The organism is Paucilactobacillus suebicus DSM 5007 = KCTC 3549 (genome assembly GCF_001434475.1).
In the GTDB taxonomy this organism is placed as follows: domain Bacteria; phylum Bacillota; class Bacilli; order Lactobacillales; family Lactobacillaceae; genus Paucilactobacillus; species Paucilactobacillus suebicus.
The window spans coordinates 36,547-51,959 of sequence record NZ_AZGF01000003.1 but is presented as its reverse complement, the minus strand read 5'-3'; the positions used below and the strand labels follow the sequence as shown (position 1 = coordinate 51,959).

Below are 15,413 nucleotides of genomic sequence, written 5' to 3'. Positions count from 1 at the left end.
AATTTAGAATGATTAAAGTTGCTCCATCAATTCTAAGTGCAGATTACGTCAACTTACAACGAGACATTGAAAAGGTAGAAAAAGGCGGTGCGGAATACCTTCACATTGATGTGATGGACGGTACATTTGTTCCAAGCATCTCATATGGTCCAGGATTCGTAAAAGCAATTCGTCCAATTTCAAAACTGATTCTTGATGTTCATTTGATGGTTCAAAACCCAGAACATTTAATTCAAGACTTTGTTGATGCTGGTGCAGATGTCATTGGTGTCCAAGTTGAAGCAACCTCTCACATTCACCGAGCTCTTCAATTAATTAAAAATGGTGGCGTTAAGGCTGAAGTAGTTATCAACCCAGGCACACCAGTATCACTGATTGAACCAGTTTTAGGAATGGTTGATCAAGTACTAGTAATGACTGTTAACCCTGGCTTTGGTGGTCAAAAGTTCTTGCCAGAAACCGTTGCTAAGATTGCTGAATTAGACAAAATCAAGCAGGAACGTGGTTTGAACTACGATATTGAAATTGATGGCGGTGTTAACGATAAAACAGTTGTTGACTGTTACAAAGCAGGGGCAACTGTTGCCGTTGCCGGATCATATGTATTCAATTCAGACGATCCAGTTGCAAAGATGAACTCGTTAAAAGAAGCTACAAAATAAAAACTTTGAAGGCTGAGAAAATAATTTTTCAGCCTTCATTTTTTAAATTGGAAGAATGGGAAAACGATATGAATTCGAAAGTAGTAAACATACTAGTTGGCGGTCCGGTTGAAGAGTGGCCCGATGAATTAAAAAATGGTCAAGTCAGCGGCGCATGGGTCGCTGTTGACCGTGGTGCCATTAGATTGCTAAAACAGGGAATTGTGCCGTCAATTGCCGTTGGCGATTTCGATTCCATCAATGAATCCGAATATAAGTTAGTTCGTAGTCAAATTAAAGAAATCAAAGCGTTCCCACCGGAAAAAGACCTGACAGATACACAAATCGGGGTGATAACTGCCATGGATAATTTTGATTTTGATGAATTGCGCATTTATGGTGCTACAGGTGGCAGATTGGATCATTTACTAGCTAATGTATTTCTGGTTCTAGATCCCCAATTTAAATCAATTGTTTCGAAAACAAAAATTGTTGATGCACAAAACACGATTTCTTTTTATCGTCCGGGAAATTATACAATTGTAAAAGAACCAGATAAAAAATATCTCGCATTCGTCAATTTAACTGAAGTCAAAGGATTAACACTATTAGACGAAAAATACACATTGGACCATTTTGACAGTAATTATCCAATTTCATGGACCAGTAATGAATTTGAGGGAACCACTAACCATTTTCAATTTGAAACTGGCATTGTGGCAGTTATTCAAAGTAAAGATAAATAACACAAAAAAGCAAGTCAGGCTAATAATAAGCCGACTTGCTTTTTTTCGTGCTAATTTAGTAAAATAAAAAATCACATCATTTAGATGTGATTTTTTGTAATTAAACTCGAGTCACTTTACCTGATTTCAAAGTACGTGCTGAAACGTAAACTTTCTTAGGCTTGCCATCTACGAGAATTGTTACCTTCTGTAAATTTGGCTTCCAGCTACGACGACTTGAGTTAAGGGCATGAGAACGCTTGTTACCAAAGCGTGTCCGTTTACCGTTGATAAAATCCTTAGCCATGAATAAACCCCTCCTCTTCTCATCAAATTTTTTTATTGATCGCATTTGCGCGATAACTCACCTAAATAATTTAACATAGCACCGCGACTATTGCAATAGATTTCTATCAAGTATTTGACCTTTACAGCTACAAACACTAATCTACCGCCATTAATGGTTCATAAGTTTGTAATTTGCTTTTTATCGGTTATGTGGTATGGTAGAATATCGTTATGAGTAAAAGTTACTTTGCAATAAAAAAGGGGGGCCATTTAACATGGCAGTTAAAATTAAAACCCAGTACGGCACAATTGATATTGATAATGATGTAATTTCAACTGTAGTGGGTGGTGCCGCAACAGATAACTATGGTGTTGTTGGTATGGCCAGCCGCAATCAGTTGAGAGATAACGTCAATGATATCTTAAGACGGGAAAACTTTAGTAAAGGTGTCGTAGTAAAGCAACAGGACAATGGTATTGCTGTTGACGTAAACATTGTTGTTGGCTATGGTACAAAAATTTCAGAAGTATCAAAAAGCGTTCAAGAAAAAGTTAAGTATAATTTAGAATCAATGCTTGGCGTAACTGCTAATTCAGTGAACGTCTTTGTTCAAGGTGTTCGCGTACTTGCTGAATAAGTTAGTGAGATTTCGTCAGGAGGATAATTAATTGACAGTCACAAAAATAACAAATCTTGAATTTGGCAAGATGGTACAGGCGGCTTCTAACCGACTACAGCAAAACGCCGAATTCATTAATTCTTTAAACGTATTCCCAGTTCCAGACGGGGACACTGGTACCAATATGAGCATGTCATTGGCTAGTGGAGCTAAATACGAAAGAGAAGAAACAAGTGATGATGTAGATGAATTAGCAGCTGCTTTAGCCAAGGGACTATTAATGGGTGCTCGCGGTAATTCAGGTGTTATTTTATCACAAATTTTTCGTGGTTTTTCAAAGGGTATTGAGGGAAAAGCTACACTTGATGCTAACGACTTTGTCACTGGCTATGCTAATGGGGCTCAGACTGCATACAAGGCTGTCATGAAGCCAACAGAAGGAACCATTTTAACCGTTGTCCGTGAATCAGCAAAAGCTGGTAGAGATAAAGCTGACACAACCGATGATTTGGTTGAGATTATTAAAGCCATTTATGATGCATCAGAAGCTGCATTAAAGAAGACACCAGATCTGCTACCTGTGTTAAAAGAAGTTGGTGTGGTCGATTCTGGCGGTCAAGGGCTCGTATTTGTTCTCAAAGCTTTCTATGAAGCATTAAGTGGTCAAACAACCGCAGAGGATGGACATACACCAGATAATGCTGAAATGGACGAGATGATTAATGCTGAACATCACAGAAGCGCTCAAGGACAACTTGATCCTGATGATATTGTCTATGGTTACTGTACAGAAATCATGGTACGAATCGGACGCGGTAAACAAGTTGACAAGAAATTTGATTATGATGAATTTTATAACTATTTAGCAAAACTAGGCGATAGTTTACTAGTTGTTAATGATGACGAAATCGTTAAGGTTCATGTCCACACTGAGCATCCTGGTAAGGTCTTAGCTTGGGGTCAAGAATTCGGTGACCTTCAAAAGGTTAAAGTTGACAACATGCGTTGGCAACAAGAGACCATCATGGAAAAAGACTCTAAAGAACCAATTGCTAAGGCTGAAGAACCTGTTGCTTCTGAAGAACCTGCAGAGACTGCAGTTATTGCAATTGCATCTGGTGACGGTGTTGCAAAGCTATTCAAGAGCTTAGGTGTGACCCAGATTATTAGTGGTGGTCAAACCATGAATCCAAGCACCCAAGATATTGCTGATGCTGTTAACAACAGCGGTGCTAAAAAAGCAATTGTCCTGCCAAATAATGGCAACATCTTTATGGCTGCTGACCAAGCTGCACAAGTCGTAAATATACCAACTAAGATCGTGCACAGTAAAACGATTGCTCAAGGAATGGCAGCAATGCTAGATTTTAATCTAGATAGTTCATTAGAAGAAAATCAAACTGCAATGGAAGGCAACCTATCCACTGTAAAAAGTGGTGAGGTTACGAATGCCATTAGAGATACGACAATAGACGGTGTTGAAATCAAGAAAGATGATTTCATGGGAATCGTTGACGGTAAGATCGAAGTAACCGCCGACAACGTTCAGGACGCAGCAATCGAAATGGTCAAAAAGATGCTAGATGATGATAGCGAAATTATCACCATTATTTACGGAAACGATGGCGATGAAAAAACTGCTCAAGCTATTGAAGAAGCAATTTCAACAATTGATGATGAATTAGAAGTTGAAATTCATGCAGGAAATCAACCTGTATATCCATATCTAATTTCAGTTGAATAGCAGTTTAAATTTGATCGAGAGGAAACCTTGTTTTCACTCGGTCATTTTTGCATTTTATATAACCAAAGGAGGATGGCATGATTAGTCTTCAAGATTCGGTAACCGATTTAACGGGTATCGGTCCTAAATCAGCTGAGAACTTAGTTTCTTTAAATATTTTGACAATTGAAGATCTTTTGACATACTATCCGCTTCGCTATGATAACTTTGAAGTTCAATCAGTTGATAATGCCAAAGATCAAGAAAAAATGACGATCAAAGGAACTGTGATGTCAGAACCTGTAATTGCACGTTTCGGCTACAAAAGAAATCGCCTGAGCTTTCGAGTACTCGTCAATAAAGAAGTCGTTGGCGTTACCTTTTTTAATCAGCCTTATCTCAAATCAAAAATTGAATTAGGTAACGATGTTGCTATTTTCGGCAAATGGGACGGTCAGCGACGTCAAATGACAGGAAGCAAACTGGTAAACGTCGGTGATGATGATAGCAAGTCATTTAGTCCAGTATATTCTGTTAATAAGCACGTTCGTCAGACAACCCTCCGTAAAGATATTGAAACAGCATTTAAAAAATATCAGGAAGTAATCGCAACACTATTACCACATACATTAATTGAACATTACCATTTAATGGAAAGACGAGAAATGATTAAGGAAATGCATTTCCCATCTAGTGATGAAAACGCCAAATTGGCGAGACGAACAGCTGCCTATGAAGAATTTTTTTTATTCCAGCTGAGATTGCAGGCAACCAAACGTGCTAATCAAAAAAGAAATGGTTTAGAAATTCTTTATCATAATGATGAAATAAAAGACTTTATCAAGAGTCTTCCTTATGAATTAACCGGCGCCCAAAAACGAGTTGTTAACGATATTTGCCGTGACCTACGCCAACCGATTCAGATGAATAGATTATTGCAAGGGGATGTAGGCTCTGGTAAAACCATTGTCGCTGCCATTGCAATTTATGCTACAATCACTGCTGGTTATCAGGCTGCTTTGATGGTTCCAACCGAATTATTGGCAGAACAGCACGCCCAAAACTTAGCCAAACTATTTGATAACTTGCCGGTCAACGTTGGCTTACTAACGGGAACCCTAACGCAGAAACAACATAATGCGTTGGCAAAACAAATAAAGGCTGGCGCAATTAATTTAATCATCGGCACGCATGCTTTAATTCAAGATAGCGTTGAATACGCTAACCTTGGCTTAATTATTACCGATGAGCAACATCGATTTGGTGTTGGACAGCGCCAAAAGCTTCGTGAAAAAGGGAACCATCCTGATGTACTAGCAATGACTGCCACACCAATTCCTAGAACTTTAGCGATTACAGCCTACGGTGAAATGGATGTATCTATTATCGATGAATTACCAAAGGGCAGGCTGCCAATTATAACCAGATGGCTTAGATCTAATCAGGTAGGTGTTGGCTTAGACTTTGTTAAGGAGCAACTATCGAAGGGAACTCAGGTTTACATTGTGACGCCCTTAATTGAAGAATCAGAAGCTCTAGACGTTAAAAACGCTACTGAGCTCTATGAACAACTTCAATCATATTTTTCACCACAGTTTAAGGTTGGCCTGCTTCACGGTAGACTTGCAAATGATGAAAAAGATGACGTGATGCAACAATTTAAGCAAAATGAGATTCAAGTGCTAGTATCTACCACAGTTATTGAGGTCGGTGTCGACGTTGCTAATGCAACGGTAATGATGATTTACGATGCTGATCGATTTGGCTTAGCGCAACTACATCAATTAAGAGGCCGTGTCGGTCGTGGCAAACAACAAAGTTACTGTATTTTAATTGCCGATCCTAAAAATGAGGTTGGCACTGCAAGAATGCAAACAATGACTGAAACAAACGATGGTTTTGTAGTTGCACAAAAAGATATGGAATTACGTGGATCTGGTGATGTACTGGGGCAAAAACAGTCTGGTGTTCCTGACTTTAAAGTTGGTGATCCGGTCGGCGATTTAAAGATGCTGGAAGTTGCTCAGCATGATGCCGCTTCATTGTTGCAAACACCAAATTGGGACACAGTCGATGATAATATGCCATTAGTTGCATATCTAAAACGCAATCAGTTACAAACGCACTTCGATTAATAACGAGAAACGAGGAATAAAAATATGAAAATTGCTGTAGACGCAATGGGCGGAGATAATGCGCCCCAAGAAATTATTAAAGGGGTTGAACAGGCCCGTGATTTATATCCTGATATTGAATTTTTACTATTCGGTGATGAAAAAAAAGTCAATGAGCAAATTAAAAATAACGACCGCATCCAAGTAATTGCAACCACCGAAGAAATTGAAATGGGTGAAGAACCAGTCCGCGCAATTCGTAAGAAAAAGGACTCATCCATTGTTAGAGCTGCAAATGCAGTCAAAGAACATGATGCAGATGCATTTTTCTCTGCTGGCAACACGGGTGCAGTACTTGCGGCTGGATTATTTATTGTTGGTAGAATCAAGGGAATTGATCGTCCAGGTTTAACTTCGATCTTGCCGGTGCCTAATCCTGCTTTGAAACAAAACAATTTTGTCTATTTAGACACTGGTGCTAATGCGGAAAGTAAGGAACGCAACCTAGTTCAATACGCATACTTAGGCAAATTCTACGCTCAAAAAGTATTAGGTGTCTCAGAGCCTCGCATCGGACTGCTAAACAACGGTGAAGAAGAAGATAAAGGTGATCGTCTACATAAAGACGTATGGCAATCGTTAAATGCTACCGAAGATTTAAATTTTGTTGGAAATATTGAAGCTGGTGGAATGCTCTCCGGTCAAGCTGACGTAATTGTCACCGATGGCTGGACAGGTAATGCTGCACTTAAGGCTACTGAGGGTACTGCCAGAACCATGCTGAGTTTGATTAAGCATGGTATCATGGACGGTGGTTTACGCGCAAAGCTCGGCTACCTACTGTTAAAGCCAGTGTTTGGTAAAATTGCAAAGGTAATGGGGACTTCAACATATGGTGGTGCTGTGTTGCTAGGTCTGAAATCTCCAGTTGTTAAAACCCATGGTGCGTCTAAGGCTGATGCGGTTAAGAATACTATCAGTCAAATTAAAACAATGATTGATTCAAAAGTCATTGAACAAACAGTTGAATATTTTGATACTGAATTAACTACGGAAAATGTAGACAAGCAGCCCGAAAACGACTAAACTGTTTCAGTGAAACGAAAACTAGGAGCAGTTATTAATTATGGAAAAACAAGAAATTTTTGATAAAGTAAGTGACATCGTTGCGGATCATTTTGATATTGACCGCGCTAAAGTAACTGATGAGTTAAATCTCAAAACTGACTTGGATGCAGATTCAATTGACTTTGTTGAATTCGTACTTGAAGTTGAAGACACTTTTGGTTCCGAAATTTCAGATGATGAGGCCGAAAAGCTGAATACAATCGGCGAAGTTGTTAATTACATTGCCTCACATCAAGCATCAAAGTAAAATAAATGTATAATATTTTAAAGAGGCCAAAACAAAATGTTGTGGCTTTTTTATTTGTAATTATAAACATTGGTAGCTCTTTTCCAATCCTTGCAAAACACGTATAATAAGCACTATAACAAAAGAAGGGAGTAGCGATGATTAAAGACTTAGAAAATGAATTAGCAAACGATTTTGATATTCATTTTAACAACCATGAATTACTTGATGAAGCATTTACACAGGCCTCATACGTTAACGAGCATCCCAACCAGGGACTCAAGTTTTACGAACGAATTGAATTTTTAGGTGATGCCGTATTGCAATTGACCGTTTCGGAATACATTTATCAACGGTACCCCAAAATGCCTCAAGGTGAACTAACTAGACTAAGAGCTGCAATGGTGCAGGAAGACAGTTTTAGTAAATTCGCACTTGAGTGTCATTTTGATAAATACATTCGTCTTGGACACGGTGAAGAAATGGCTGGGGCACGTCAGCGGTCTTCTTTACTTTGTGATATTTTTGAATCATTTATTGGTGCGCTCTACCTTGATCAAGGAAAAAAAGCCGTTGAGAAGTTTATTACTAAAGTTATTTTTCCTAAACTTGATCAAGGCTGGTTTGACCATGCTGTTGATTACAAAACAAGTCTGCAAGAGTTTTTACAACGTAATGGTGATGTCGATATTGACTACAAGGTTGCTAAGGAAGAGGGACCTGCTAACGCTCGACAATATACAGTTAACGTGTATGCAGACAATCAGAAAATTGGTTCCGGAACTGGAACTTCCAAGAAACATGCGGAAATGGAGGCGGCCAAGGCTGCACTCAATGATTTACGTAAAACTAGTAAGTAAAGTGAGAGAACAAAATGCGGTTGATTTCCTTAGAGTTAAATGGGTTTAAATCATTTGCTCAGAAAACAAAAATCGAATTTATGCCAGGAATGACAGGGATTGTCGGTCCAAATGGTAGCGGTAAAAGTAACATTATCGAGGCAATCCGCTGGGTTATGGGTGAACAGTCCGCCAAAGATTTACGCGGTTCGAAGATGACTGACGTCATTTTCGCGGGGTCTGACACCCGTAAACCTGTTAATAGGGCGGAAGTTTCGATTACATTTGATAACCAAGATCATTACCTAAGCAGTGACTACACTGAAATCAAAATTACTAGAAAACTCTATCGAAATGGTGATAGTGAATACTTGCTTAACGGTCAAGAATGTCGTTTAAAAGATGTTCTTGATTTATTTATGGACTCTGGTCTTGGTCGAGAATCGTTTTCAATTATTTCTCAAGGTAGAGTTGAAGCCATCTTCAATGGTAAATCGACTGATCGTCGTGCAGTCATTGAAGAAGTAGCTGGTGTTGCCAAATACAAAAAAAATAAAACTACGGCAGAAAAACGACTGAATGATACAACTGATAATTTACACCGTGTCAGTGATATCATCAGTGAACTTGAAACTCAGCTGGAACCTTTAGCTCAGCAAAGCTCATTGGCGCGTGAATACAAGGATCAAAAATCTCAATTTGACTTGTTAGATCGAACTAAAACGGTACTAAACATTGAACAGTATCAAAGGCAAAAGGAGTCCATTGAAAAGCAACAGCAAAGTGCTAAGAAGATGGCTAGCCAGTATGAGATTCAAACTGCAGAAGCTAACAAAAAAATTGATCAATTAAAGCAGATCCAAACTGAGCTCACTAACAAAAAGGATCAGCTACAATCAGCGTTATTAACACAAACTAAGCAGCTGGCCGATGTCAAAAACACTCTTAATTTAACCAATGAACGTTCAAGTCAACAGGATAGTAATCTAAGTCAGATGAAATCTCGCCGGGACGAATTAGTTGATCAGAAGACAACAGTAGAAAACCAATTACGCAATGTTGAAACTCAAATAACAGAACAGCTTGCTTCAATTAAGAGTGCGAAGGAAGAACTCGATCAACTTTCTTCAATGAGTGCCCAACAACAGGCAGACGCTCTGAACCAAAAAATTGAAGAATTACAGGGACAACAAGTTGATCAAATGCAGGAACTAACAACTGTTCATAATCAAAAGTCATATTTGACCAGGAATCATGAACAAAGTGCAAAACGACAGGAAGAAGTTGGCAGGCAACAGGCCACCATTAAAACTCGATTATCTAAATTAAATCAAGAATTAACTTCAAAGCAGGAATCTTACGGCACAGAATCGTCAAAGTTAGACGATTTGAAACAACAGCTGAATGGCGAACTTAGTCAACAACAAAAACTTAAGTACGGCTATGATAAGGTGCAAAAGGCCTGGTATCAATCATTAGCGACAGTCCAATCTCTTGAAGCACGGATCAACAGTCTAAAGTCGATGGAAACTGAGTACACTGGGTTTTACCAAGGTGTTCGTCAGGTACTTCAACATCGCCAAATGTTCCAGGGGCTATTTGGGCCCGTTTCGGAATTGATAAATGTACCAACAAAATTCACAACGGCCGTTGAAACTGTTCTTGGCGCTCAATTACAAAACCTAGTTGTTGATAATCAGTCAACCGGTAAACAAATCATCAAGTACTTGGTCAGTCAACGTGCGGGACGTGCAACAATCCTGCCAATCGATACATTGGCAAATTATTCTACGAATCGTTCAATTTTATCTCGGGTGGAATCGTTACCGGGTTTTCAAGGACTAGCCAGTGATATTGTTAGCACTGAAGACGATAAACAGGTAGTATTAACCCATCTGTTAGGTAACACAATCATCGCCGATCAGCTGGATAATGCGACTGCAATCGCCCGTCAAACCCAGCATCGATTTAGAATCGTGACACTCGATGGCCAACTAATCAATGCTAGTGGTTCAATGACTGGTGGTGCAAACCGACAACAGCGTCAAGGAATTTTGAGTCGACAGCAAGAAATTGAACAGTTAGATAATGATTTGAGTTCAGCTAAAGCCAGTTCGACACAGCTAGAAGAGAGAGTACAAAAATACGAAGACGCTAGCAAGACAAATAGTGTAACAATCGATGAACTGCGTCATTCAGTGGCTGAAACTAATGAACAATTTCAAGAAGTTAATGGCAGTGTAAAGTTACTAACTGATCAGTGTAACGAGGCTAAGCGTCAATTATCTGCGTTAGAATATGAAATTAATCAGGATGGTGATCCTCACAAATCATTTGACCAACAGATCGCCGACAATGATAATCAAGAAAAAGAGATCAAAGACAAGATTGAAAACATTAAGCAACAAATCACTGAGGCAAAGAATGACTTATCAACTGTCCAGTCAACTTCCTCAAAGAGAACGCAGCAACTAAATGATAAGAAGCAGTGGATTGCCGTGGCTCAAGAAAAGGTTAGTCACGTTAAGGATGACCGGCAACAGTTAAATGAACAGCTCAACGATATTAACAATGAACTAGATTCAATCAAGCGCCAGACAGATATTGCTAATCAATCTATCGAAGAACGACAAAGTGAACGTAAAAATGCTGAAACGCAATTGAAGAATTTAACTGAACAACAATCGGAGACTCAATCAAATCTCAGCCAAATTGATCAGCAACTTACATCGCAGTCATCTAAGTTAGAAGAGGCAAATGTAAACGCTGACCGACTACGAGAGCTACAACAAGCATCACTAAATGAGTTAAACGATGTTAACTCACAGAACATGATTTTAGAGTCAAAAATTGATCAAGGACTAAATCGATTATCCGAGAATTACTCCATGACCTTCATAGAAGCGAAGCAAAATTTGAGTGACAAGAGCCTAAACGAAATTAGTTCACAGCTCAAGCTTTTGAAACGTGGGTTAGATGAAATTGGACCAGTTAATTTGGGTTCAATTGAAGAATACGAACGAGTTAACAAACGGTATTCGTTCCTGCATGATCAGCAAACCGACTTATTAGATGCTAAAAAACAGTTAAGTGATACAATGCAAGAAATGGATGAAGAAGTTAAAACGAGATTTAACGAAAGCTTCCACCAAATTGCAACATCATTTTCACATGTCTTTGTTCAAATGTTTGGTGGCGGTCAAGCTAAATTAGTATTGACGGATCCAGACGATTTATTAACCACAGGTGTCGACATTATCGCTCAGCCGCCTGGCAAGAAGAACCAACATATGAGTCTGCTATCCGGCGGTGAAAAGGCATTAACAGCGATCACTTTGCTGTTTGCAATCCTGGAAGTTCGCCCAGTACCATTTGCAATCTTGGATGAAACCGAAGCTGCACTTGATGAAGCTAACGTTAATCGTTTTGCAAGATACTTAAGCATGTACGGAAGCCGTGGCCCACAATTCATTGTTGTGACGCATCGAAAAGGTACTATGATGAACGCTAACGTCCTGTATGGTGTGACTATGCAAGAATCTGGCGTTTCAAAAATGGTCTCGGTCTCACTGGAAGATGTACCAGTATAAGGAGGAAACTAATGGGATTATTTGACATTTTTAAGCGCAAATCACGTAAAACAGACGAACAGTCAGAGCAAAAAGAAGAAAACAGCTCTGCAGCTGAAATTAAGTCTGAAAGTGCGGTACAACCAACAACTGGGGAAGACAGAACGGCCGCTGAAGCTGTTCCAGATAACACCTCATCAAATTCAAAGACTATCGAACCTGGTAAAGAAGAATCGATAGAATCTGAAAATAGTACAGAAGACGTTGAAACCACTGAAACTGCAGAAAGCTCAGCTTCATCGATTGAAGAACCGGTACCCGATGAACTGCAACAAGAAGACACTGTAGAACAATCTGAAAGTTCAGAATCAAACGCCGATAACGATTCTGAAACTAGCGATTCTCCAATTCAAGATGAGGAGGAGAAACAAGATTCTAAATATGAAAAGGGTCTTGAAAAGACAAGGACCGGATTTGGTGCTCGACTAAATGCACTATTAGCCAACTTTCGGCATGTTGATGAAGAATTCTTTGAAAATTTGGAAGAGGCCTTAATTGAATCCGATGTCGGCTTTGAAATGGCTGTCTCAATCAGTGATCAATTGCGTGAAGAAGTTAAGTTACAGAATGCCAAAAGCAAACAGGATGTAACTAACGTGATCATTGAAAAAATGGTCGATTTGTATGAACAGCAAGGTAAGGATGAGCACACAGAAATTAATTTTGCTAAATCTGGCCCTACCATTATCTTATTTGTTGGTGTCAACGGTGTTGGTAAGACAACCACCATCGGTAAAATGGCAGCTATGTACCAAAAACAAGGTAAAAAAGTTTTACTTGCGGCTGCTGATACATTTAGGGCAGGCGCTATACAACAGTTACAAGTTTGGGGAAAAAGAGATAATGTTCCCGTCGTTGCAGGTCCTGAAAAAAGTGATCCGGCTGCAGTAGTATTTGATGCTGTATCCAAAGCAAAAAAAGAGAATTACGATGTTTTATTTGTTGATACTGCTGGCCGTCTCCAGAACAAAGTTAACTTGATGAATGAGTTGGAGAAAATGAAACGAATCATCAGTCGTGAGATTCCGGACGCCCCTCATGAAGTATTGTTGGTTCTAGACTCAACCACCGGTCAAAATGCGTTAAGCCAGGCTAAATTGTTCAAAGAGAGCACAGATGTCACTGGCATTGTACTTACCAAGTTGGATGGCACCGCCCGTGGCGGAATCGTACTGGCTATTCGAAATGAGTTGCATCTTCCAGTTAAATACGTTGGTTTGGGTGAACAAGTTGACGATTTGCAAGCGTTCGATGCCAGCGAATTTGTATACGGACTGTTCAAGGGACTCGTCGAGCCAACAAAATAAAAGGATACTGCCATGGAAATTGAAAAAAACTATAGAATTAACTCTTTATTTGAATTCTATCAACCGTTACTGACCAAAAAACAAGATAGCTACATTCAACTTTATTACGGTGACGATTTTTCCCTTGGTGAAATTGCCGAAGAATTTTCCGTGAGTCGTCAAGCCGTATATGATAATATTAAACGGACGGAAACTATTCTTGAAGGTTATGAAAGTAAGCTACATTTGTACAGCGAATTTGTTGCTCGTAATCAGCAAGCAGATGAAATTCAGACATATGTTAAAAAAAACTACCCTCAAGATGAAAAACTAAATAATTTAGTTGCTCACTTAGAAAATCTTGAAGAAGAATGATTGGAGTAAGTTATGGCGTTTGAAGGATTAACACAAAGATTACAAGATACAATGGCCAAACTGCGTCGTAAGCCAAAGGTTACTGAAGCTGACCTTAACGAAACGATGCGTGATATTCGCTTAGCATTACTTGAAGCGGATGTTAACTTTAAGGTTGTCAAAGATTTTGTTAAACAAGTAAGAACCCGAGCCGCAGGTGCCGAAGTTCTCAAGGGATTAAATCCTGCCCAACAAATTGTTAAAATAGTTAATGAAGAATTAACCAAAATGATGGGTGAAGAGGCTGTTGACCTCAACAAATCTGAAAAGATTCCAACAATCATCATGATGGCTGGTCTTCAAGGGGCAGGTAAAACTACCACTGCCGGCAAATTGGCGTTAAAATTGAAAAATGATCAGAACGCTCGTCCAATGTTCATTGCTGCCGATATTTATCGTCCGGCTGCTATTGATCAATTGGAGCAGGTTGCCGAATCAATTGATGTGCCAGTTTTTCAACTAGGAACTGATGTAGACCCAGTTGAAATTGTACGTCAAGGTCTTGAGCAGGCCCGGGACCAACACAATGACTATGTCATCATTGATACGGCTGGTCGTTTACAGATTGATGAGAAGCTCATGGATGAACTGGCTAACATCAAGAAATTAGCCGACCCGGATGAAATTCTGTTAGTTGTTGATGCAATGACTGGGCAAAATGCCGTTGAAACTGCACAGGGATTTAACGACAAATTAGATATTACCGGCGTTGTCCTGACAAAATTAGATGGTGACACTCGTGGTGGTGCGGCACTGTCAATTCGTGCCGTTACCGGCAAACCAATTAAATTTGTTGGTCAAGGCGAAAAAATGGATGATTTAGACGTCTTCCATCCAGATCGTATGGCTTCTAGAATTCTTGGCATGGGCGACATGCTGACGTTGATTGAAAAAGCCCAAAAGGACTTTGATGAAGAACAAGCACAGAAGACCGTTGAAAAAATGCGAGAAAATTCATTCGATTTCAACGATTTTCTTGATCAAATGTCGCAGGTTCAAAAAATGGGATCTATGGAAGACATCATGAAGATGATTCCTGGAATGGCTAATAACCCTGCATTAAAAAACGCTAACATTGATCCAAAGGACATGGAACACATCAAGGCAATTGTTTATTCAATGACACCTGAGGAGCGAGAAAATCCCGATGTCTTAAACCCAAGTCGCCGTCGTCGTTTGGCTGCCGGTGCTGGTCGACCTGTTGTTGAAGTCAACCGCATGATCAAACAATTCAACCAAATGAAAAAGATGATGAAACAAGTCTCAAACGGTAACATGTCTGGTATGGAAAACCTAATGGGTGGTAACATGCCCGGTGGTGGTAGCAAACTCAGTGGTTTAGCTATGAAACGCATGTCTCGTCAGATGAAAAAGAACAAGAAAAAACGTATGAAGAAGAATAAGAAGCGCAGATGATTTGAGTGTTTTAATAACCAGTTTGTTGCTTAGACATACTGATTTACTGAATTTATATTTGTTATACAAGATAATTTTAATTGACTGTACTTAAATAATTAATTTAAGGTCGAATATTGTTGTTTGTGTATCAAAAAAAATATTCATTTGTCAATCTTGTTCGTAACATCTGACCATGTTGCTATATTGAAGAAATCGCAGTACTTAGTGTACAATTATTCAATAGAAGTTAGGGTCCATGAATAAACAATCTCACTTCACCTGAACGTAATAATGAAGAATTTAATAGTTTGATAAAAACTACTTTATCCATAATAATAAAAGCCACAGCCAATTTAATGGTTGTGGCTTTTATTAATTTCAT

13 protein-coding genes are annotated in these 15,413 nt (G+C 39.1%); 12 read left to right on the top strand and 1 reads right to left on the bottom strand.

The genetic code is table 11. The annotated features are described in order from the left end of the window. The first annotated feature begins 8 nt into the window (after positions 1-8). Complete coding sequence (rpe, locus tag FD16_RS01965) at positions 9-662, top strand: ribulose-phosphate 3-epimerase (protein WP_010622097.1); 654 nt, start codon at positions 9-11, stop codon at positions 660-662. Positions 663-730: 68 nt separating this feature from the next. Continuing rightward, positions 731-1,387: a thiamine diphosphokinase gene (locus tag FD16_RS01960; RefSeq protein ID WP_029508360.1), complete on the top strand. Its 657-nt coding sequence runs from the start codon at positions 731-733 to the stop codon at positions 1,385-1,387. 100 nt (positions 1,388-1,487) lie between these two features. On the opposite strand, the gene rpmB is transcribed toward FD16_RS01960, so the two are convergent. Continuing rightward, positions 1,488-1,673, bottom strand: a complete 186-nt coding sequence (rpmB, locus tag FD16_RS01955) for a 50S ribosomal protein L28 (protein WP_010622099.1) — start codon at positions 1,671-1,673, stop codon at positions 1,488-1,490. Positions 1,674-1,929: 256 nt separating this feature from the next. On the opposite strand from rpmB, the gene FD16_RS01950 reads away from it, so the two are divergent. The 10 genes from FD16_RS01950 (at position 1,930) to ffh (ending at position 15,049) form a co-directional block, all read left to right on the top strand. Further along, entirely contained in the window at positions 1,930-2,292 is a 363-nt protein-coding gene (locus FD16_RS01950; protein ID WP_010622100.1) for an Asp23/Gls24 family envelope stress response protein, read from the top strand. 31 nt (positions 2,293-2,323) lie between these two features. Further along, a complete protein-coding gene (locus FD16_RS01945) occupies positions 2,324-4,018 on the top strand; it encodes a DAK2 domain-containing protein (RefSeq protein WP_010622101.1) in 1,695 nt (564 codons plus the stop codon). Between the two features lie 77 nt (positions 4,019-4,095). Next, a complete protein-coding gene (recG, locus tag FD16_RS01940) occupies positions 4,096-6,132 on the top strand; it encodes an ATP-dependent DNA helicase RecG (RefSeq protein WP_010622102.1) in 2,037 nt (678 codons plus the stop codon). A gap of 24 nt (positions 6,133-6,156) precedes the next feature. Continuing rightward, positions 6,157-7,197, top strand: a complete 1,041-nt coding sequence (gene plsX / locus FD16_RS01935; protein ID WP_010622103.1) for a phosphate acyltransferase PlsX — start codon at positions 6,157-6,159, stop codon at positions 7,195-7,197. Positions 7,198-7,237: 40 nt separating this feature from the next. Beyond that, positions 7,238-7,486 (top strand): acyl carrier protein, encoded by a 249-nt coding sequence (acpP, locus tag FD16_RS01930; protein ID WP_010622104.1) that lies wholly within the window; start codon positions 7,238-7,240, stop codon positions 7,484-7,486. Positions 7,487-7,623: 137 nt separating this feature from the next. Continuing rightward, positions 7,624-8,325 (top strand): ribonuclease III, encoded by a 702-nt coding sequence (gene rnc / locus FD16_RS01925; protein ID WP_010622105.1) that lies wholly within the window; start codon positions 7,624-7,626, stop codon positions 8,323-8,325. 14 nt (positions 8,326-8,339) lie between these two features. After that, a complete protein-coding gene (gene smc / locus FD16_RS01920) occupies positions 8,340-11,894 on the top strand; it encodes a chromosome segregation protein SMC (RefSeq protein ID WP_010622106.1) in 3,555 nt (1,184 codons plus the stop codon). Between the two features lie 11 nt (positions 11,895-11,905). Beyond that, positions 11,906-13,240, top strand: a complete 1,335-nt coding sequence (gene ftsY, locus FD16_RS01915) for a signal recognition particle-docking protein FtsY (RefSeq protein WP_010622107.1) — start codon at positions 11,906-11,908, stop codon at positions 13,238-13,240. Between the two features lie 12 nt (positions 13,241-13,252). Then, positions 13,253-13,594 (top strand): putative DNA-binding protein, encoded by a 342-nt coding sequence (locus tag FD16_RS01910; protein ID WP_010622108.1) that lies wholly within the window; start codon positions 13,253-13,255, stop codon positions 13,592-13,594. Between the two features lie 12 nt (positions 13,595-13,606). Then, a complete protein-coding gene (ffh, locus tag FD16_RS01905) occupies positions 13,607-15,049 on the top strand; it encodes a signal recognition particle protein (RefSeq protein WP_010622109.1) in 1,443 nt (480 codons plus the stop codon). Positions 15,050-15,413 lie beyond the last annotated feature (364 nt).

Coding starts and splice junctions, on each gene's coding strand:
- rnc (WP_010622105.1), top strand. CDS start 7,624: ATGATTAAAGACTTAGAAAATGAATTAGCAAACGATTTTGATATTCAT.
- FD16_RS01910 (WP_010622108.1), top strand. CDS start 13,253: ATGGAAATTGAAAAAAACTATAGAATTAACTCTTTATTTGAATTCTAT.
- recG (WP_010622102.1), top strand. CDS start 4,096: ATGATTAGTCTTCAAGATTCGGTAACCGATTTAACGGGTATCGGTCCT.
- rpmB (WP_010622099.1), bottom strand. CDS start 1,673: ATGGCTAAGGATTTTATCAACGGTAAACGGACACGCTTTGGTAACAAG.
- rpe (WP_010622097.1), top strand. CDS start 9: ATGATTAAAGTTGCTCCATCAATTCTAAGTGCAGATTACGTCAACTTA.
- FD16_RS01960 (WP_029508360.1), top strand. CDS start 731: ATGAATTCGAAAGTAGTAAACATACTAGTTGGCGGTCCGGTTGAAGAG.
- FD16_RS01950 (WP_010622100.1), top strand. CDS start 1,930: ATGGCAGTTAAAATTAAAACCCAGTACGGCACAATTGATATTGATAAT.
- ffh (WP_010622109.1), top strand. CDS start 13,607: ATGGCGTTTGAAGGATTAACACAAAGATTACAAGATACAATGGCCAAA.
- ftsY (WP_010622107.1), top strand. CDS start 11,906: ATGGGATTATTTGACATTTTTAAGCGCAAATCACGTAAAACAGACGAA.
- plsX (WP_010622103.1), top strand. CDS start 6,157: ATGAAAATTGCTGTAGACGCAATGGGCGGAGATAATGCGCCCCAAGAA.
- acpP (WP_010622104.1), top strand. CDS start 7,238: ATGGAAAAACAAGAAATTTTTGATAAAGTAAGTGACATCGTTGCGGAT.
- smc (WP_010622106.1), top strand. CDS start 8,340: ATGCGGTTGATTTCCTTAGAGTTAAATGGGTTTAAATCATTTGCTCAG.